The following is a 17,839-nucleotide window of genomic DNA, read 5'->3' as shown; positions in this document are numbered from 1 at the left end:
CTGCTAACGGGTGTCCTGTAATTGGTGTCCGTTACTGGCGATCACCTGCTGGTACCAGTAAAAACTGCGTTTGGGTATGCGCCGTAGATCGTTCAGCGTCTGCTCGTGGCGATTAACATAAATGAAACCATAGCGTTTCGCATAGCCCTGATGGGTGCTAACCACATCAATCGCTGACCACGGGAAATAACCGATGACCTCAACGCCGTCGGCCAGCGCCAGTTGAATTTGCTCAATATGCTGACGCAGAAAATCGATGCGGTAGCCATCATCGACTGTGCCGTCGGCCGCCAGGGTGTCAGGCGCACCGATGCCGTTTTCGGTGATCATCACCGGCAGGCCATAGCGTTCGCAGACCTTGCGCAGCGTTAAACGTAATCCAACTGGATCAATCACCCAGCCATACGGGGTTTTGGCGGTATAAGGATTCTCCTCTGGCCGGTATACGCCGGGTTCACCTAACATAATCTGCTGATCGCCGGCGCGCGGCGCAACATCGGAGGCATCACCGCGGCTGGCGGCGATGGTGGCGGTGGAGTAGTAATTGATGGCGACAAAATCCGGGCGTGCCGCCGCCAGTTGCGCCGTATCCTGCGGCAGCATCTGTGGCGCAAGGTCACGGTCCTGCAAATAACGCAGGGCCAGGGCGTTATAGCGGCCATGTACCGCGACATCGAGAAAGCTCCAGCAACGCAGCGTTTCCCAGTTGTGCGCGGCGATGGCGTCCTCCGGGCGACAGGTGGCGGCGTACATTGAGGTGGTGTTGATCGCCGGACCGATTTTCGCCTCGGGCAGTCGTTGATGACAGCGCTGCATCACCTGTGCCTGCGCCACCAACATATGATGGCTTTGCTGATAGAGTGATTTTTTATCCGGTAACTCGCGCCCCGGCGGTGTGCCAATGGCGCCGGGATGCAGAATCATGGTGTTCTGCTCATTAATCGTCAGCCAGAAACGCACCTTGTTGCCTAACGCAAGGAACAGCACATCGGCATAGCGCACAAAGGCGTCGATGGTGTGACGATTCAGCCAGCCGCCTTTCTGCTCGAGCGCCCAGGGCAGGTCGAAATGGTACAGCGTGACGATCGGTTCAATGCCGTGCGCGCACAGGGTATCCACCAGGCGACGATAAAAATTCAGGCCCGCCTGATTAACGTTACCATCGCCGTCGGGGATCACCCGCGACCAGGCAATGGAGAAGCGGTAGGCTTTCAGGCCAAGCTGGGAAAACAACGCCACATCGCTTTCCATACGTTGATAATGGTCGCTGGCGACGGTGAAATCCGCTTTGCCCGCCGGATGGGTCAGCATATCCACCACCGACGGGCCTTTGCCGTCACTGTCCCAACTGCCTTCCACCTGATAAGCCGAGGTAGAGGCACCCCACAGAAAACCGTCAGGAAACGCGGCTTGTGTCTGATAAATCATGCGGCCTGCTCCCTGAGACTGAGTTCCATAATCGGCTGGCCGAAATCGACCGGTGCGGCAGGGGCCGTGGTGACGGCATATTCATCGCTGTTAATGATCACCACCGGCGTGATCAGGTCATAACCGGCGGCTGCAATCGCTGCCAGATCGAAACGTACCAGCTCATCCCCCGCTTGAACTTCATCGCCCACCTCTAAGGACGAACTGAAATGCTGACCGCCCAGCGCCACGGTATCCAGACCGATATGCACCAACACTTCCATACCATCGTGGCTCATCAGGCCTACGGCATGGCAGGAGGGCAGGAAGGTCATCACTTTGCCGCTCACCGGAGCGCGCAACACACCTTCCTCGGGACGGATCGCCACGCCCTGGCCCAGCAGGCCGTGGGAGAACACATCATCTTTGACTTCAGCTAATGGCACCATCTCGCCGCGCAACGGGCTGATGATGGTACCGGGCTTCAGGTTTACCGGTGCCGGTGCGGCTTTGAGGGGCTGAGTGTCGCCATCAGGGATATCGTCAAAACCCAGTATCCAGGTGAGGGCGAAGGTGACCACGATCGCAATCACACAGGTGATCAAGGCATGAACGATGTTCATCGGGTTAGCCCCAATAAAGGCAGGCAGGGCGGCCAGTCCGGGGGAGACGAACGCATAACGGACCAGGCCACTTAACCCGGCATAGATACCGGCACAGCCGCCACCAATCATCGCCGCGATCAGCGGTCGTTTTAACTTAAGGGTCACGCCATACAGCGAAGGTTCGGTAATGCCCAGCAACGCGGTGAAGCCAGCGGAAGACGCGAGCTGACGCAGGTTTTTGTTGCGGGTTTTCAGCGCCACGCAAAGGGTCGCTGCGCCTTGGGCGATGTTAGAAGCCAGCATGCCAGGGCCGTTAATCATTTCAAAACCGTTCTTGCTCAGTTGACCGGTGGCGATTGGCGTCATCGCCCAGGCGGTGCCGGTGATCACCAGGAACGGTTGCAAGCCACCCATCAGCATCGGGATCAGCCAACTGGCATGACGGTCAATAATCACCGCGCCGGAGGCAACGACATCATTCAGCCAGATGCCCAGCGGGCCGACCACCACCAGCGCCAGCGGTGCGGTGACCAGCAGGATAATCATCGGTTTGACGAAAAACTTGATGATTGACGGTGAGACACGTTCAGCAAAACGTTCGATGTACGACATCAACCAGACGGTAAGGATGATGGGCAGTACCGAACCGGCATAATCCGCCAGCTGGAACGGCAAACCGAGGAAATCCACCGGCTTGCCGCTGGCGAGCATTTTACCCAGATCCGGATGCAGCAGCGCGCCGGCAATGGTCATCGCCAGAATCGCGTTACATTCGAATTTCAATGCCGCGCCATAGGCAAGCAGTACCGGCAGGAAGAAAAACGCTGCGTCGGAGATGATATTCAGCAACTGCCACGTTGGGCTGCTCTCGTTCATCACGCCGGTGAGTTTACAGATCGCCAGCAGCGCTTTAATCATCCCAGCCCCGGTAATCGCCGGGATCACCGGGGTGAAGGTGGTGGAGATCACGCTGATGATTTGAGAAACGATACCGCTACGCTCTTGTTTGGCCTGGGGCGTGGTCGTGGGTTTGTTGCCGCTGGTGGCTTTTTCCAGTACGCGGAATACCCGTTGTACATCGTTACCCACCACAATCTGGAACTGTCCACCGCGTTCCACCACGCTGATCACGCCGGGTAATTTTTCAATCTGCTCGCTGTTGACCGCAGCACGATCGTTGAACTCCATCCGCAGTCGGGTGGCGCAGTGCGTCAGGGTACGGATGTTTTCGCCTCCGTTGACCAGACGCAGGATTTCATCAGCTAACTCGTTATGACTCATCATTTTCCCTTTTCGTTAAGGCAAAAAAAAAGACCAAAACAAAAATGCACTCCAGAAAAGACTGGAGCTGGCATTTTTATTTTGGTCTTGCCTGCCGAAGCAGTAGCACGCCGCAATAAAACGTATGTGGATGTTGCGGCGGGAGTATTCAGCACGCTCTGCAACATTGGCAATTACTAATAATAAAAATTGTGAAGCTGCGCAATTATTTCTCAGCGCATCAGACAGGAGATCACCGAGAAATCACCTTCATCTATATGAAAATATGATAATTCAGACGGGGTAGCGCACGTCTGCGGCTAACAACGCTCACCGCAAACGGTGTGGGTAATAGGAAAATCGTTCGGATTCAGGTTGCCGCCTTCACCAGCGCCTGAGTCTTATCCAGCAGCCAGGGGCGCAAATAACCTACTGTATTCGACAGCAACAACACATCCTGATGCAGCCTGATATGCAGCACCTGTTCGACATAGCGCCGCCGTGCCTGCATCCGCTGCCAGACCTGCGGGTAGCTCGCCGTAATCTCTTGTTGCAGCTGTGCATCTGCCAGCGCCACCGTATCTTCGATGCTGCATCCTGCGTAACCCGGCACTGAAGGGATGATATCGATCTGCAATAACATGCCACTGCTTAACACCGCGCTGGACCCTGCACTGACGGGCGAGCACAGCCACTCTTCATCGGCCACCAGATGCCCAGGATTCAGATGCCAGTGCCAGCGCTCCTTCGGCAACACATTTTCTACCGTCTGATACAGTTCACCACCGGTGATGCCGCATTTGAGACGCTCCAGCCAACTGATCACCGTGTGGTAGTAGGGCACCGCCACGCGTGTGAGGTAATCCGCCACTTGCGCAGGGAGATCGTCAGCGCAGGTCGCCACATACGCGGCTCTGCTGCTCAGCCCGCCTTTGTAACCGACCGTCAGGGAAAAGCGGTCGCCCAGCGCAATCAATTTGTCGCGGGGATAAAGAGTGGCATGGCTGAAACGGTCACCGGTGGCGGCGATGCTGATGACGTTGTTCGGTTGTCCTGCGGCGGCCAGCCGTTGTCCAATGGCTTTTTCACTCAGGCCGATTTCCACCGCATCCAGTGCGTTGAGCAGGCTGCCCGATGCCAGATTGGCACCGTATTCATAGAAGGCGACTTCAGCCGCGCGGTTACGGATACGCACCCCGTCGTGCGGGGAGATAAACAACCCGGTCGCGTTGCTGACACGTTGTTTGCCACCGGAAGCCTGAAATATCGCATCGGCGACAAATGCCGGGACATCAAACAGCGCGAGATCGGCGAACAATTTCCAACCGACGATCCCGGTGCGACTCGTGGTGCCGATACCACAGCTTGCCAGCAGCTTGTGTAGCGGTTGGTCGCCATCCATCGGTTGATTTGGCAGGGAGAAAATCGGGGCGTGCAGGCAGGTGCCGGGGTTGCGGGCAAACGGCACCAGCTTGAGGTTCTCATTGCCCATGATGTAGCTGAGAGAGCCGCCCGCGCTGACCACCAGCAGGGCTTCCTCAAAACGTGGGATAAAACCGGCGAGATACTCAAAGTTTCCGCCATGTTCTTTATCCGCGTAAATGACCAGGTAATCCAGTTGTTGTGCGTTCATGCGCTGAAGGAGTGCAGCGAGACGTTGCTGCATCACGGCATCCGGGATGATTACGGAGCGCGCATCCGTAAACGTCGGCGGTGCCGGTATGCGGGTGAGCCTGTATTCATACTGCTGCGTCATTATTCGTCTCCTCACTCCGGTGGTGTCAGCGCGGAATGATTAAGTTTCCGCGTAACGTACAGGAACCCAACATATCTTGCGTCTTTCTCGTCAGCCAACCGACAATTCTGGCTGCCATCGCATCCAGTGAATACTCAATGGCCGGAATGGTGGGAATGCCCGGTAAATGGACTGAACCGGCCAGGCTGAACACCATAATGTCGCCCGGCACCGATTTATTAAAGGCCTGTAGCTGGGTAATAACCTGTTGTGCTTCCTGGTCGTTGGCCGTCAACAACGCAGTAAAATTCAGGGTACTGGCATTGTTGAGCAGCACCTGAAGCGCGACCGATGAAGAGGGCGCATCCATAAACACCAGATTACGATTATAGGGCAGGAGGTTATTTTCCAGTGCGAGCTTATAACCACTCAGTACCTGCTCGCCTGCGTTACCGGCCTCGGGATAGATCAAAGCAATCTGGCGCTTACCTTGGCTGATCAGATAGTTACAGGCGGTCTCAGCGGCAAAACCGTGGTCAAACTGGATGCTGTTGGGCCAGTCAGTTTCGGCACAATCGACCAGAATCACATTGTCATCCTGGATATCGAGCGGGAAGCGCGCGCCAATGATCAGCACGTCATCGCACAAGCCACAGCTCAGTTCATCGAGCGCATGTAACACATCGGCTTTGTTGTTGGCGAAGCGTAACAGAAGATGCTTCTGGTGCTGGCTGAGTTGTTTTTCCAGCGCATACAGGTAGCCGGTAGTTTGGTTGATGTTTTCCTGGGCGCAGATGACGCCAATACAACCGGTAGACTGACTGAAGAGTGACTGAGCAATAACGTTAGGTCGATACTTGAGTTCGTCAACCGCTTTGAGCACTGCCTGACGGCTGGCTTCCTTCACTCCGCGCGAACCACTCAACACCCGAGAAACTGTGGCTTTTGACACCCCAGCTAAGCGCGATACATCGTTGATCGTAGACATCTTTCTCCCCGGAAACCCTGAGCAAACTTTAGCCAGCAGAAGTATAACGACTTCCCTGATTGTTGGAAACCGGTTTTCCATTTTTGCGCAAAATCACCATCCCGTAGCGGCGCGATTTATCGCGAGGTTTTTTAACTATGCCAAAATGACGTGCGATAAATCGCGCCGTTACGGGTTGAAATAATGATGTTTTGTGATGCGAATCTAATAAAAAAACCGCCGATTTATCAGAAATTGATGCGGGTCACACTTCGTTCAACCTTTCATGGAAACCGGTTTCCGTATGATATCCAATCGTAACCACATTGAGGCATAGCTTTGAAGGATGGATGACGATGATCAGGATTATGTTGTGTTGTTCGGCGGGGATGTCCACCAGCATGCTGGTACGCAAAATGAAAGAAGTGGCGCAGGAACGCGGTCTGGCCGTTGAAATTGATGCGTATGGCGTGACCGAATTTGACGAGCAGTTTGCGCGTTATCAGGTGGTGCTGCTGGGACCTCAGGTGAAATACATGCTGAAAACGCTGGCCGACAAAGCGGCAAGCGCCGGGATCCCTGTCCAGCCAATCGAGATGATGGACTACGGTATGCAGCGCGGCGACAAAGTGCTGGATTTCGCGCTTTCGCTTATTGAGGCGGCTCACGAATAAAGGTGATGGTATGAGTTCGTTATATCAGTCGATGATTGGCGTTATCGAAAAAGCGATCACGCCGCTGGCCGGACGTCTCGGGCAACAGAAATACATCATAGCGATCCGCGACGGCTTTACTGCCGCGCTGCCGTTTATGATTATCGGTTCTTTCATGCTGGTATTTATCTTCCCGCCATTCTCGGCCACCACCACCAACGGCTTTGCCCGTGCCTGGCTGGATTTTTCCGCGACTTACCGTGAGCAACTGATGTTGCCGTTTTACCTCAGCATGGGGGTCATGACCTTTTTTATCTCGGTGGGGATTGGCGCAAGCCTCGGGCGGCAGTTCTCGCTCGATCCGGTAATGTCGGGGTTGCTGGCCTTTATGGCGTTTCTGCTGGTGGCCGCACCTTACTCCAACGGCACTATCTCCACAGCCTATTTATCCGGGCAGGGGATATTTACCGCGTTGATCACCGCGATTTATTCGACGCGGGTTTACGCCTGGCTGAAGCACAACAACATCACCATCCGCTTACCCAAAGAAGTCCCAACCGGTGTGGCTCGTTCTTTTGAAATCCTGATCCCGGTGGTGGTGATCATTGGCACGCTGCACCCGCTCAATCTGTTTATCCAGGCGCAGACCGGGATGATTATTCCCGAAGCGATTATGCATCTGCTTGAGCCACTGGTGTCGGCGTCTGACTCGCTGCCAGCGATCTTGTTGTCGGTGCTGCTTTGTCAGTTGTTCTGGTTTGCCGGGATTCACGGGGCGTTGATCGTCACCGGGATTATGAACCCATTCTGGATGGCTAACCTCTCCGCTAACCAGGCGGCGCTGGCGGCGGGCACCGCTTTGCCGCACATCTACCTTCAGGGGTTCTGGGATCATTACCTGTTGATCGGGGGTGTGGGTTCCACCTTACCGCTGGCTTTCCTGCTGTTACGCAGCCGCACCACCCATCTGCGCACCATTGGCAAAATGGGTATCGTGCCGAGCTTCTTCAACATCAATGAACCGATAATGTTCGGCGCGCCGATCATTATGAATCCGATGATGTTTATCCCCTTTGTCTGTGTACCGATGGTTAACGCCATCCTCGCCTGGACCGCCACCAGGATGGGCTGGCTGGCCCAGGTGGTGTCGCTCACGCCCTGGACAACACCGGCGCCAATTGGTGCATCCTGGGCCGCCAACTGGGCGATCAGCCCGGTGGTGATGTGCCTGATTTGCATGGTGATGTCAGCCCTGATGTACCTGCCTTTCCTGCGTGCGTATGAGCGTTCCCTGATGAAATCTGAAGAACAAAAAGCCCAGGAACAGGCGGCGACAACTCAATCCGGAGAGAAACGTAATGAAGTATCAGTTTCCTGAGAATTTTTGGTGGGGCAGTGCCAGTTCGGCCCTGCAAACAGAAGGTGCCAGCGATAGCGGCGGAAAAAGCGCCACTACCTGGGACCACTGGTTTGCACAACAACCGTGGCGTTTTCATCAGCAGGTCGGGCCACAGCACACCTCGACCTTTTACCAGCACTGGCAGCAGGATATTGCCTTACTTAAGCAACTTAATCACAACAGTTTTCGTACCTCCATCAGTTGGTCGCGGCTGATACCGGATGGCACGGGTGAGGTAAATGCGGAAGCGGTGGCGTTTTACAACTGCGTGATTGATGAATTACTGGCGCAGGGCATCACGCCGTTCCTGACGTTGTTTCATTTCGATATGCCGCTGGCGATGCAGGAGAAAGGCGGTTGGGAGAGCCGTGACGTGGTGGCAGCGTTTGGTCGCTATGCGCAGGTCTGTTTTGACCTGTTCGGCGATCGGGTGCTGCACTGGTTCACCTTTAACGAGCCGATCGTGCCGGTGGAAGGTGGCTATCTTTATGATTTCCACTATCCCAATGTGGTCGATTTTCGCCGGGCCGCCACGGTGGCGTATCACACCGTACTGGCCCACGCTGCGGCGGTGAGTGCGTATCGCGCCGGGGACTATCGCGGCGAGATCGGCGTGATTCTTAACCTGACACCGTCGTACCCCCGTTCTCAACACGCTGCCGACCTTACCGCCGCGCATCATGCTGATCTGCTGTTTAATCGCAGCTTTCTCGATCCGGTGCTGCTGGGGGAGTATCCGCCAGATCTGGTGGCGTTGCTGAAGCAGTACGACCAATTACCGGCGTGCCTGCCGGGGGACAGCGCCCTGATCGCGGCAGGAAAAATCGATCTGTTGGGTATCAATTACTATCAACCTCGGCGGGTTAAATGCCGCGAAAATGCGGTCAACCCGGCGGCCCCCTTTATGCCGGAGTGGTTCTTTGACCATTATGAAATGCCGGGACGCACCATGAATCCGTATCGTGGCTGGGAAATCTACCCGCCGGGCATCTATGACATTCTCACCAATCTGCGAGTGAATTACGGCAACCCACGCTGTTTTATTTCCGAGAATGGCATGGGGGTGGAAAACGAGCAGCGTTTTGCGCGAGACGGGCAGATTAACGACCAATACCGTATCGATTTTATCTCCGATCACCTGAAGTGGCTGCACAAAGGCATTGCCGAGGGCAGCCACTGCCTTGGCTACCACATGTGGACCTTTATTGATAACTGGTCCTGGTGTAACGGCTACAAAAACCGCTACGGTTTTGTACAGCTCGATCTCGCCAGCCAGACGCGCAGCGTGAAAAAAAGCGGCGAATGGTTTGCTGCCACGGCGGCAAATAACGGCTTTGACGGAGAGCAATGATGATCGATTTAGAAGAGGCGGTGATGGAGATTATCGTTAACGCCGGTCAGGCACGCAGCCTGTGCTTTGAGGCGTTGCAGGCTGCCAGGGCGGGAGATATTGCCCTGGCGCAACAGCTGTTGCAGCAGTCCGATACCTTCACCCGCCAGGCACATAAAATGCAAACCCGCCTGATTGAGCAGGATGCGGGAGAAGGTCGCCAGCCCATGACCTTGATTATGGTCCATGCGCAGGACCATTTAATGACATCGTTGCTGGCGCGGGAGTTATCGGCGGAGATCGTCCATCTGTATCAGCGTTAAACCTGCCTTGCCCAAGCAGCGGCCTGACGGAAGTGTTCATCGGAAGGACGAACACCGGTATACAGGCTGAATTGCTCAACCGCCTGAATGGCAAAAACCTCCGCACCGCTGATCACCTTTTTGTTCTGCTCACGGGCAGAACGGATCAGCGGTGTGTGTTCCGGCAGCGCCACAACATCAAACACCACCTGAGCGGCCGTAATCGCCGTGGATGAGAACGCCAGCGTCTCCGCCTCCGGACCACCCGCCATTCCCAGAGGCGTGGCATTGATCAACACGTCAGCCGTCACTCCTTCCATCGTATGGCGGTGCTGATAGCCGTGCGCCGCCGCCAGGGCTTTGCCGCTCTTGTCATCTCTGGCGATGATGTAGCCGTGGTGAAATCCGTGATTTTTTAACGCACAGGCGACGGCGCTGGCCATGCCGCCGCTGCCTTGCAGGGCAAAGGTCAGTTGCGGCGCAACATCGTATTTCTGTAGCAATTTTTCGATGGCGATATAGTCGGTGTTGTAGCCGGTCAGATAGCCGTCGTTATTGACGATGGTATTCACGGAGTGAATCACGGCGGCGGAGGGGGCCAGCTCGTCAATCAGCGGAATGCACGCCTGCTTAAACGGCATCGATACCCCACATCCCCGAATCCCCAACGCTCTGATACCCGCGATGGCCGCCGCCAGGTCCTGAGTGGTGAACGCTTTATACAAATAATCGAGTTCCAGCGCCTCGTAGAGGTAATTGTGGAAGCGGGTACCGAAGTTGGTTGGTCGCGCCGCCAGTGACATACATATGCGGGTGTCTTTGTTGATCATTCTGCTCATGGGGGTTCCCGTCGGTTAGATTGCCTGCGGGAAAATAGTGCGTTAAAAAGAGGAAATGAAAAATTGATGTCTTTTGCGCTATAGAGTTCATCTTTTATGAGTAGCCAACGTCTTGAGCAGCATTATCAAAAGTTGTTAACCCTGTTTCCGCAGCGCGAGGCACTGACCACGCTGCAAACCCTCGCTGATGCGCTGTTTTGCAGCAAACGACATATGCGCACCCTGATTATCCAGATGCAATCTGCCGGGTGGCTGGCCTGGCATGCCCGCCCCGGTCGCGGGCATCTGGCAAAACTGGAGCTACGCTATTCACAACAGCAACTGATGCTGGCAAAGGCCGAACGCCTGCTGGATCTGAACGATATGCGTGGTGTCCTGACATTATTGGGTGATGAGAAACACCATCTGGCCTCCCTGCTGCGCGGTCGCCTGGGCCACAGCGTGCAGGATGAACGCCAGTCGCTGCGTGTGCCTTATTATCGATCTCTGCAAAATCTCTATCCCGGAACGGCGTTGCGGCGTACGGAAATTCACCTGATCCGGCAGATATTTAGCGGGCTGACACGTATTGATGAGCACTCCGGGCAGGTTGAGCAGGATATCGCGCACCGTTGGCGCAGGCTTGATGCGCTGCACTGGCGATTCTACCTGCGTCCCGGAGTGCTGTTTCACGATGGCACGTCATTAACCAGCCACGATGTGGTGGCTTCTCTGACCCGCAGCGCGCAATCCCCACTTTTTTCTCATCTTAAAAGCGTGCTGGCGCAGGGTGAGCTGAGCGTCATGATTGAACTGAGCCACCCGGATGAGTTGTTGCCACAATTGTTGGCGGATGCCGCCGCATTGATTCTGCCCGCCGACCATCACCAGCGGCCTGATTTTGCCTCGCACCCTGTCGGTTCCGGGCCTTATCAGGTCGCGGAAAATAACGAATGGCACCTGCGCCTGACCGCGTTTGATCGCTACTTTGGCTTTCGCAGCCTGTTGGACGAAATTGATATCATTACCTGCCTGGAACCCGTCCCTTCCGACCGACCTTCGGCGTTGCTGAGTTCCGGGATGAGCGATATCGAGTACGTCGCCGCGCTGGGTGCGCACTTTACCGCGTCAGCGGAAGAGCCGGTACTGGAGCGCGGCGGCTACTTTTTGCTGTGCGACAGCCGTTCGCCCCTGTGGCATAACCCTGCACACCGACGCTGGATTCGGGCGCAATTGGCACCGCAAGCCATCAGGCAACAGATGCCGGAAACGGTCCGGGCGCTGTGGCTACCCGCAGAGAGCTTGCTTTCCGACTGGTCGCATCAGATTGCAAAAGGAGGAATGCGCACTCCCGACCTTCAACGCCTGCGGCTGGCGTACCACCATCAACACTGGGAATTTCCCGTGTTAATTCGGGCATGTCAGCAGATTCTGGCAGCCAGTGGTGTTGACGTTGAGGCGATTGAAATGCCCTATGAAGCCTGGGCGGCAGGCACCGGTGACGCGGATTTATGGTTAGGTACAGTGAATTTTACCTTGCCGGAGGCCTGGAATGTCGGTGCCTGGCTGACCGGTATGCCATTATTAAAAACCTCCATTTCTGGTGGCGATGAGCATTTATTTTCCCACTGGCAGCAGCAGTGGCGTGCGGGTGTACTCCCTGCCAGGCAACTGACGGAGATCATTATCAGGGAAGGGTGGTTGCAGCCATTGTTTCACCACTGGATGCGTTTGCAGGGGCCAGAGCAGGCACAGGGGATGCATTTTAATAATCTGGGCTGGTTCGACTTTACTTCAACCTGGATAGAACCGGAATAACGCTGCCCTGAGAGGCTATCTCAGTTGGCTGTCTTTACTGCCGCGACGGTTGTACCCGCTGTGGCTGGCCTCATGTTTGTCTCTCTCGCTCTGGCATTTGATACAGTAGCGAACCCCAGGTAATGCCAGCCGTCGAGCCTCGGGAATCGGCTCACCACATTCGTCGCAATAGTGGGCGCTTTCACCCAGACCCAGATGACTCCGTGCCCGGGCAACGGCATCATCAACAGTGGCGTCAATCTGATCCTGAACGGCGCCATCACCAGACCAGCCGCTAGCCATATTCTCTCTCCTCAGTCTGAGTTAACCTTATAAGGTTAGAGTGAATCACCACTATTTGAGAAATCGAACGTTGCTCTTTTTAAGGTGATGCTGATGATCAAACCCAAAATCAGTAACAGGCTGGATGAAGATATTTGTGTGCATATCTTTATGGCGTCGGCGGCGATGGTCGGCGTTTGTATTACGGTTATCGGTATTTTTCAGGTTGTGACCACCCTGAGACGTGAAGATACGCTTGGCGATGATCTGCTCGCCATCAATGCCATTCTTTATCTGGCGACCACCATCATGTCTTACTGGGCGCTACGCACCCGCAACCAGCGGCGCAATCACCGGCTGGAAAAAATGGTCGATATTCTTTTCCTCGTCGCACTGACCTTCACCACGGTAGTGGCTGGGGTGATCACCTGGGCAATGACGTTTACCTGACGTGACGGTGTGACATCACTCATCAGGCCAATGCCAGGCGGGTACGTCGAGAATATCCTGTCCTTTAATCTGCGTTTGCCCCAGCTCCTTTTCCAGCTCAATCAGGTGACATTCTGAGTCTTGCATCAGCGCATTAACCAGACGGCTGGCGTGAGAGATTACCCAAATTTGCGTATGTTGCGAAGCCTGAAGAATTAAGCGCGCCAGTGCAGGCAGCAGGTCCGGATGCAGGCTGGTTTCAGGTTCGTTCAGCACCATCAATTCGGGTGGGCGTGGCGTCAGCAAGGCGGCAACCCAAAGAATAAACCGCAGCGTACCGTCGGAGAGTTCGGCGGCCGAAAGAGGACGTAGCAGACCATGTTGGTAGAAAGCGATCGCACCTCGTCCCTCGCCTGGCTGCATGACCTCCAGCCGACTGCCAGGAAAAGCATCGTTAATTGCACGGGCAAGCGCCTGGCGATCGCCGGTTTCAATAATGGTTTGAATTGCTGATGCCAGGTCTCTGCCGTCATGGTGCAGAACCGGGGTGCGCGTTAACAGTTGCACCTGGCGTGCAGGGGCGTCTTTATCGGTACGGAAATGATCGTAGAAACGCCAGTTGCGTATCATTTCACGCACCTGGAAAACCTCAGGCGCAGTGGTGGGATCGGCCAGTTGGTCGAACATGCTGCCGTAGACCGGTACTTTCTGTGTGGCGACCTGCCATTGTCTGTCTGCGCGGACTTTAAGCAGATTACCTTTTCGCTCGACTAATGAGGAAGCCGGGCGGTAGTACGGACCATTAAAAATAACCTCTCGCTTGATCTCCGGGTCATGAGCAAAGGCTGATGAACTCGGGGTCGGCAAGCCCAGGCTAATCGCATAACCATAATGGTCACTGGCAAAGCCCAGCTTAAGGCGCACCACATGATGGCGTGGCCCACCTTCGATTGGCACATCACCACGTTTCATACTGCGCGACAGCGTTTCCGGACCTGCCCAGTAGGTTGAGGTCAGCCCGCCTTCTTCTGCCAGCGCATTGATCACCCCCTCTTTGGCTGTCTCGGCCAGCAGGCGCAGCGCCTTGTAGAGGTTTGATTTACCGCTGCCATTCTCGCCGGTAATCACATTCAAGCGTTCCAGCGGCAAGGTCAGATCGCGGATGGATCGATAATTGGCGATGGAAAAGCAGGTTAACATAGGTTGGTCCCTCCCTTGATTGCCTCAGTAAACAACGTCCACTGCCGATTCACAACCTTAACGGCTAACAACAGGGAAAAATACGAGATTTTTCCCATGCACTGGAAAATATAATTTATTGATAGTTATTAAATTAATTCGCATATTTCAATATGAAATTCCCGCATGGCGACGGATGCATGAGATTGCAACGCCTCACAGATTTGATAATGTGAATGTTTCTCCACAAAAAGGGATGACCACAGTGAAGACTCAGCATGAGTGAGAAAAATAAAAACTGGGTGAAGGCCGAAGATGTGGCCCGTCTGGCGGGTGTTTCACGTTCTGCGGTGTCACGTACCTTTACTCCCGGGGCATCCGTTGCGGAAAAAACGCGCGCCAAAGTATTACAGGCCGCTGAACAATTGGGCTATCAGGTCAACATTATCGCTCGCACGATGAATACCGGGAGCAGCAATTTCATCGGTATTATTACCTCCGGTTTTGACAACCCTTTCCGCAGTAAGCTGCTTTCGCCGCTGGTGCATCAGTTGGCGTTGCAGGGGTTTATGCCGTTGCTGATGAACGCCGACGATCCCGAACAGCTGGCGCCTTCGCTGAAACAACTGCTGAGTTATCATGTGGCGGGGGTGATTATTACTTCAGGTGCGCCGCCACTCTCCCTGGCGGAGGAGTATCTGGCGCGCAAAATCCCGGTCACCCTGATTAACCGTGATGCCAATCTGCAAGGTTGCGATCGTGTTGCCAGCGATAATGCGCAGGGAATGCAGCTGCTGGCGGATTACTGTCGGCAACGAGGCTGGCAGGAAGTGGGGTTTATTGGAGAAGATGCGTCGAATTTCAGTACTCGCGAGCGTTATCAGTCGCTGGTGTTAGCCGCCCCTGATTTTAACATCACCCCACAATTTATCGCGGGTGGTGGTTATGCGGCAGGGCGTGCCGCTGCCATCACCCTGAGTCGCTGCCATGTGCTGATTTGTGCCACAGATATGCTGGCGCTGGGCGCAATTGACGGTCTTCGTTCCCTTAATGATGGGACGGTACTCCCCGCTGTCATCGGGTTCGATGATATACCCCAGGCAGAATGGGATCCCTATCATCTCACGACAATTCAACAGGATACCGACGCACTGGCACACCATGCGGTCGATCTTCTTATCACACGGATTGCACAGTTTGATCTCCCTTCACGGCAGCGTGCCGTACCAGTGAAATTAATTATCCGTAACAGTGCTTAATGGAAAATTAATTTTATGCGGCATCGGTCACAGTATAATCTGCCGACTGCCGCCACACTCTCTCTGCCCTTCGGGGCTAATTTTTTATCGCATAATGCACGCGTGTGCATTTTAGGGAGAGGTTATGTTAACCAGTGAAAATGATTCGCTTTTGGCGCGCTATCGCTTCGCCTGTAGTCTTGCTGAGTCAGGTGGAAAACTGGCGTATGAGTTCTATCAACAGCGTGACAGCCTGCAAACCCTGCACAAAGGGAGCGACTTGCAGGATGTGGTCAGCCGCGCCGATTGTGAGGTGGAGTCCTTCGTAAAATCGCGGATAGCGGAGGCATTTCCGAACGATGGTTTCCTCGGCGAAGAGAGCGGCACGGCCGATGAGGGGAAATCGGTGCTGTGGGTAGTGGACCCTATCGATGGCACCAGCTGTTTTCTCAACGGCCTGCATACCTGGTGTCTCTCGCTGGCCATCGTTATTGACGGCGAACCGGTGATCGGCGTGGTGTATGACCCCAATCACCACGAGCTGTTCCATGCCTGCAAAGGGCAGGGCGCGTGGCTGAACGATCAGCAAATCTCGCCGCATCCGGCGACCACCGTTGCGGGTGGGGTGATGGGTGTCGGCACGTCGCATCGCGTTTCTACCGAAGATTTCCTGCCGTTTCTTGACCAACTTCTGCAACATGGCGGCATGTTCGTGCGCAATGGATCTGGTGCGTTAATGAGCGCATGGGCTGCGGCGGGTCGTCTGATTGGGTATTACGAGCCGCATATGAACCCCTGGGATGGATTACCGGGGATCGTGTTAATGCGGGAGGCGGGTGGTATCACCAACGATTATCTGGCGGCGGAGGGGATCGCGCGCGGAAATGTTGTTCTTTTGGCAAGTGAAAAGATTTACCCACAATTAAAACAATGGGTTAAACAACCCTTACTTTAACCTGCACGGGTAGGGCATCTGATTATGTACTCTACACAACAGGGAACACGCTCTCAGGGATGAAACACATCAATCAGCACCGCCTCCGCCCAACGGAGATACGATGATGTCTGGATTACTCAGCTTTTTCCGGGCCAGCCCGGCGAAAGACGGCATAACTTTTAATGAAAACCGTTTTCGCGTGGTGCGCTGGCAGACCTTTCTGGCGATGACACTGGCTTACGTCACCTTTTATGTGTGCCGTCTTTCCTTTACCGTTGCCAAAAGTGCGCTGGTGGATTTAGGGATTTCACCGTCAGAATTGGGCATGATTGGTTCTGCACTCTTCTTTAGTTATGCCATCGGTAAGTTTGTGAACGGGTTTCTCGCGGATCATGCCAACGTGGTGCGCTTTATGAGCCTGGGATTATTGCTCAGTGCCGGCATGAACTTGATGATGGGCATGACCACCAATGCCATGATGCTGGCGATTTTCTGGGGCATCAATGGCTGGGCACAGTCAATGGGGGTCGGGCCATGTGCCGTGTCGCTGGCACGTTGGTACGGGACGAAGGAGCGTGGCACCTTCTATTCCATCTGGTCAACGGCGCACAATATCGGCGAAGCCATGACCTACATGGTGATTGCTGCGGTTATTGCCGGTTACGGCTGGCATATGGGGTATCTCTCCACCGCGGCGCTGGGTGCCGCAGGCGTGGTGATCATGCTGTTGTTTATGCGTGACTCGCCGCAGAGCAGTGGCTTTCCCTCAATCAATACCATCAGCGATGAACCGCTTGAAGAAGAAGAAGCCAGAAGTTCGGTGTTGCGTAATCAACTGATTGCGCTGCGCAACCCGGCGCTCTGGACGCTGGCGCTGGCTTCGGCATTTATGTATATCGATCGCTACGGTGTGAATTCCTGGGGCATCTTTTTCCTGCAACAAGGCAAGGGGTACACCACCGTCGAAGCCTCCGCCATTATTGGTGTAAATGCCATTGCCGGCATCGTTGGCACCATTCTCGCTGGCGTGTTATCAGACCGTTTCTTTGCCCGCAATCGCAGCATTATGGCGGGTTTTATTAGTCTGATTAACACCGCCGGTTTTGCCTTGATGCTGTGGTCCCCACACAGCTACTACACCGATATTCTGTCGATGGTGATCTTCGGTGCCACCATTGGCGCGCTGACCTGTTTTCTGGGCGGTTTGCTCGCTGTGGATATCTCCTCGCGCAAAGCAGCAGGCGCTGCGCTGGGCACCATTGGTATTGTCAGCTACGCTGGCGCGGGTTTTGGTGAGTTCCTGACCGGCTTTATCATCGATAAAACCTCGGTGATGGAAAACGGCAAAAAACTTTACGATTTTCACACGTTGTCCCTGTTTTGGGTGGCAGCCGGTCTTGTTTCCGCGTTGTTGTGTTTTGTCACTGCTGTGATGGTGGCGAGACGCAACGCCAGCGAACACCGCACCCTGTTTTCATCTTAATTACCTCAATAAAGGAAG

Annotated in this window: 16 protein-coding genes; 9 read left to right on the top strand and 7 right to left on the bottom strand. The window is 54.8% G+C overall.

Annotated features, from left to right (window positions below; genetic code table 11):
* Positions 1 to 3: 3 nt before the first annotated feature.
* From AC6I8N_RS24265 to AC6I8N_RS24250, 4 genes are all read right to left on the bottom strand, one after another.
* Positions 4 to 1,428 (bottom strand): glycoside hydrolase family 1 protein, encoded by a 1,425-nt coding sequence (locus AC6I8N_RS24265; RefSeq protein WP_497831212.1) that lies wholly within the window; start codon positions 1,426 to 1,428, stop codon positions 4 to 6.
* Positions 1,425 to 3,293: a beta-glucoside-specific PTS transporter subunit IIABC gene (locus tag AC6I8N_RS24260; protein ID WP_497831357.1), complete on the bottom strand. Its 1,869-nt coding sequence runs from the start codon at positions 3,291 to 3,293 to the stop codon at positions 1,425 to 1,427. The genes AC6I8N_RS24265 and AC6I8N_RS24260 overlap by 4 nt, the downstream gene beginning before the upstream one ends.
* Positions 3,294 to 3,642: 349 nt before the next feature.
* A complete protein-coding gene (locus tag AC6I8N_RS24255; protein WP_497831211.1) occupies positions 3,643 to 5,028 on the bottom strand; it encodes a M24 family metallopeptidase in 1,386 nt (461 codons plus the stop codon).
* A 25-nt stretch (positions 5,029 to 5,053) separates the two neighbouring features.
* Complete coding sequence (locus AC6I8N_RS24250; protein WP_497831210.1) at positions 5,054 to 5,995, bottom strand: LacI family DNA-binding transcriptional regulator; 942 nt, start codon at positions 5,993 to 5,995, stop codon at positions 5,054 to 5,056.
* Positions 5,996 to 6,330: 335 nt separating this feature from the next.
* Here AC6I8N_RS24250 and AC6I8N_RS24245 point away from each other — a divergent pair, with 335 nt between their 5' ends.
* Genes AC6I8N_RS24245 through AC6I8N_RS24230 form a run of 4 tightly spaced genes read left to right on the top strand, consistent with a single transcriptional unit; the run spans position 6,331 to position 9,679 of the window.
* Positions 6,331 to 6,648 (top strand): PTS sugar transporter subunit IIB, encoded by a 318-nt coding sequence (locus AC6I8N_RS24245; protein WP_021185547.1) that lies wholly within the window; start codon positions 6,331 to 6,333, stop codon positions 6,646 to 6,648.
* Between the two features lie 10 nt (positions 6,649 to 6,658).
* Positions 6,659 to 8,005: a PTS sugar transporter subunit IIC gene (locus tag AC6I8N_RS24240; RefSeq protein ID WP_021185546.1), complete on the top strand. Its 1,347-nt coding sequence runs from the start codon at positions 6,659 to 6,661 to the stop codon at positions 8,003 to 8,005.
* Positions 7,986 to 9,377: a glycoside hydrolase family 1 protein gene (locus AC6I8N_RS24235; protein ID WP_497831209.1), complete on the top strand. Its 1,392-nt coding sequence runs from the start codon at positions 7,986 to 7,988 to the stop codon at positions 9,375 to 9,377. The genes AC6I8N_RS24240 and AC6I8N_RS24235 overlap by 20 nt, the downstream gene beginning before the upstream one ends.
* Positions 9,377 to 9,679, top strand: a complete 303-nt coding sequence (locus AC6I8N_RS24230; protein WP_036627274.1) for a PTS lactose/cellobiose transporter subunit IIA — start codon at positions 9,377 to 9,379, stop codon at positions 9,677 to 9,679. The genes AC6I8N_RS24235 and AC6I8N_RS24230 overlap by 1 nt, the downstream gene beginning before the upstream one ends.
* On the opposite strand, the gene AC6I8N_RS24225 is transcribed toward AC6I8N_RS24230, so the two are convergent.
* Complete coding sequence (locus AC6I8N_RS24225; protein ID WP_497831208.1) at positions 9,676 to 10,497, bottom strand: shikimate 5-dehydrogenase; 822 nt, start codon at positions 10,495 to 10,497, stop codon at positions 9,676 to 9,678. The genes AC6I8N_RS24230 and AC6I8N_RS24225 overlap by 4 nt on opposite strands.
* A gap of 96 nt (positions 10,498 to 10,593) precedes the next feature.
* Here AC6I8N_RS24225 and sgrR point away from each other — a divergent pair, with 96 nt between their 5' ends.
* A complete protein-coding gene (sgrR, locus tag AC6I8N_RS24220) occupies positions 10,594 to 12,294 on the top strand; it encodes an HTH-type transcriptional regulator SgrR (protein WP_497831207.1) in 1,701 nt (566 codons plus the stop codon).
* 15 nt (positions 12,295 to 12,309) lie between these two features.
* Here the strand turns inward: sgrR and AC6I8N_RS24215 are convergent, their stop codons facing one another.
* Complete coding sequence (locus tag AC6I8N_RS24215; RefSeq protein WP_497831206.1) at positions 12,310 to 12,576, bottom strand: DksA/TraR family C4-type zinc finger protein; 267 nt, start codon at positions 12,574 to 12,576, stop codon at positions 12,310 to 12,312.
* Positions 12,577 to 12,669: 93 nt separating this feature from the next.
* On the opposite strand from AC6I8N_RS24215, the gene AC6I8N_RS24210 reads away from it, so the two are divergent.
* Positions 12,670 to 13,005: a hypothetical protein gene (locus AC6I8N_RS24210; protein ID WP_021185540.1), complete on the top strand. Its 336-nt coding sequence runs from the start codon at positions 12,670 to 12,672 to the stop codon at positions 13,003 to 13,005.
* Positions 13,006 to 13,020: 15 nt separating this feature from the next.
* On the opposite strand, the gene AC6I8N_RS24205 is transcribed toward AC6I8N_RS24210, so the two are convergent.
* Positions 13,021 to 14,184, bottom strand: coding sequence for an AAA family ATPase (locus AC6I8N_RS24205; RefSeq protein ID WP_497831205.1), 1,164 nt, complete (start codon positions 14,182 to 14,184; stop codon positions 13,021 to 13,023).
* 257 nt (positions 14,185 to 14,441) lie between these two features.
* Between AC6I8N_RS24205 and AC6I8N_RS24200 the strand changes: the two genes are divergently transcribed.
* The 3 genes from AC6I8N_RS24200 to AC6I8N_RS24190 all read left to right on the top strand — a co-directional run bounded on the left by AC6I8N_RS24200 (position 14,442) and on the right by AC6I8N_RS24190 (position 17,821).
* The gene (locus AC6I8N_RS24200; protein WP_497831204.1) at positions 14,442 to 15,422 is read left to right on the top strand and encodes a LacI family DNA-binding transcriptional regulator; all 981 of its coding nucleotides are present in this window, start codon (positions 14,442 to 14,444) and stop codon (positions 15,420 to 15,422) included.
* Between the two features lie 124 nt (positions 15,423 to 15,546).
* Positions 15,547 to 16,356, top strand: coding sequence for an inositol monophosphatase family protein (locus AC6I8N_RS24195; RefSeq protein WP_497831203.1), 810 nt, complete (start codon positions 15,547 to 15,549; stop codon positions 16,354 to 16,356).
* Between the two features lie 106 nt (positions 16,357 to 16,462).
* Entirely contained in the window at positions 16,463 to 17,821 is a 1,359-nt protein-coding gene (locus AC6I8N_RS24190) for an MFS transporter (RefSeq protein WP_497831356.1), read from the top strand.
* Positions 17,822 to 17,839: the final 18 nt, after the last annotated feature.

This window comes from Pantoea sp. X-Soil-TKNS-1279, from assembly GCF_059730565.1.
The sequence above is the reverse complement of the archived record's forward strand: the minus strand, read 5'-3'. Positions and strand labels throughout refer to the sequence as shown.

Bases quoted from the DNA above. Each gene is read 5' to 3' on its own strand.
- AC6I8N_RS24265 (WP_497831212.1), bottom strand. From the start codon at position 1,428: ATGATTTATCAGACACAAGCCGCGTTTCCTGACGGTTTTCTGTGGGGT.
- AC6I8N_RS24260 (WP_497831357.1), bottom strand. From the start codon at position 3,293: ATGAGTCATAACGAGTTAGCTGATGAAATCCTGCGTCTGGTCAACGGA.
- AC6I8N_RS24255 (WP_497831211.1), bottom strand. From the start codon at position 5,028: ATGACGCAGCAGTATGAATACAGGCTCACCCGCATACCGGCACCGCCG.
- AC6I8N_RS24250 (WP_497831210.1), bottom strand. From the start codon at position 5,995: ATGTCTACGATCAACGATGTATCGCGCTTAGCTGGGGTGTCAAAAGCC.
- AC6I8N_RS24245 (WP_021185547.1), top strand. From the start codon at position 6,331: ATGATCAGGATTATGTTGTGTTGTTCGGCGGGGATGTCCACCAGCATG.
- AC6I8N_RS24240 (WP_021185546.1), top strand. From the start codon at position 6,659: ATGAGTTCGTTATATCAGTCGATGATTGGCGTTATCGAAAAAGCGATC.
- AC6I8N_RS24235 (WP_497831209.1), top strand. From the start codon at position 7,986: ATGAAGTATCAGTTTCCTGAGAATTTTTGGTGGGGCAGTGCCAGTTCG.
- AC6I8N_RS24230 (WP_036627274.1), top strand. From the start codon at position 9,377: ATGATCGATTTAGAAGAGGCGGTGATGGAGATTATCGTTAACGCCGGT.
- AC6I8N_RS24225 (WP_497831208.1), bottom strand. From the start codon at position 10,497: ATGAGCAGAATGATCAACAAAGACACCCGCATATGTATGTCACTGGCG.
- sgrR (WP_497831207.1), top strand. From the start codon at position 10,594: ATGAGTAGCCAACGTCTTGAGCAGCATTATCAAAAGTTGTTAACCCTG.
- AC6I8N_RS24215 (WP_497831206.1), bottom strand. From the start codon at position 12,576: ATGGCTAGCGGCTGGTCTGGTGATGGCGCCGTTCAGGATCAGATTGAC.
- AC6I8N_RS24210 (WP_021185540.1), top strand. From the start codon at position 12,670: ATGATCAAACCCAAAATCAGTAACAGGCTGGATGAAGATATTTGTGTG.
- AC6I8N_RS24205 (WP_497831205.1), bottom strand. From the start codon at position 14,184: ATGTTAACCTGCTTTTCCATCGCCAATTATCGATCCATCCGCGATCTG.
- AC6I8N_RS24200 (WP_497831204.1), top strand. From the start codon at position 14,442: ATGAGTGAGAAAAATAAAAACTGGGTGAAGGCCGAAGATGTGGCCCGT.
- AC6I8N_RS24195 (WP_497831203.1), top strand. From the start codon at position 15,547: ATGTTAACCAGTGAAAATGATTCGCTTTTGGCGCGCTATCGCTTCGCC.
- AC6I8N_RS24190 (WP_497831356.1), top strand. From the start codon at position 16,463: ATGTCTGGATTACTCAGCTTTTTCCGGGCCAGCCCGGCGAAAGACGGC.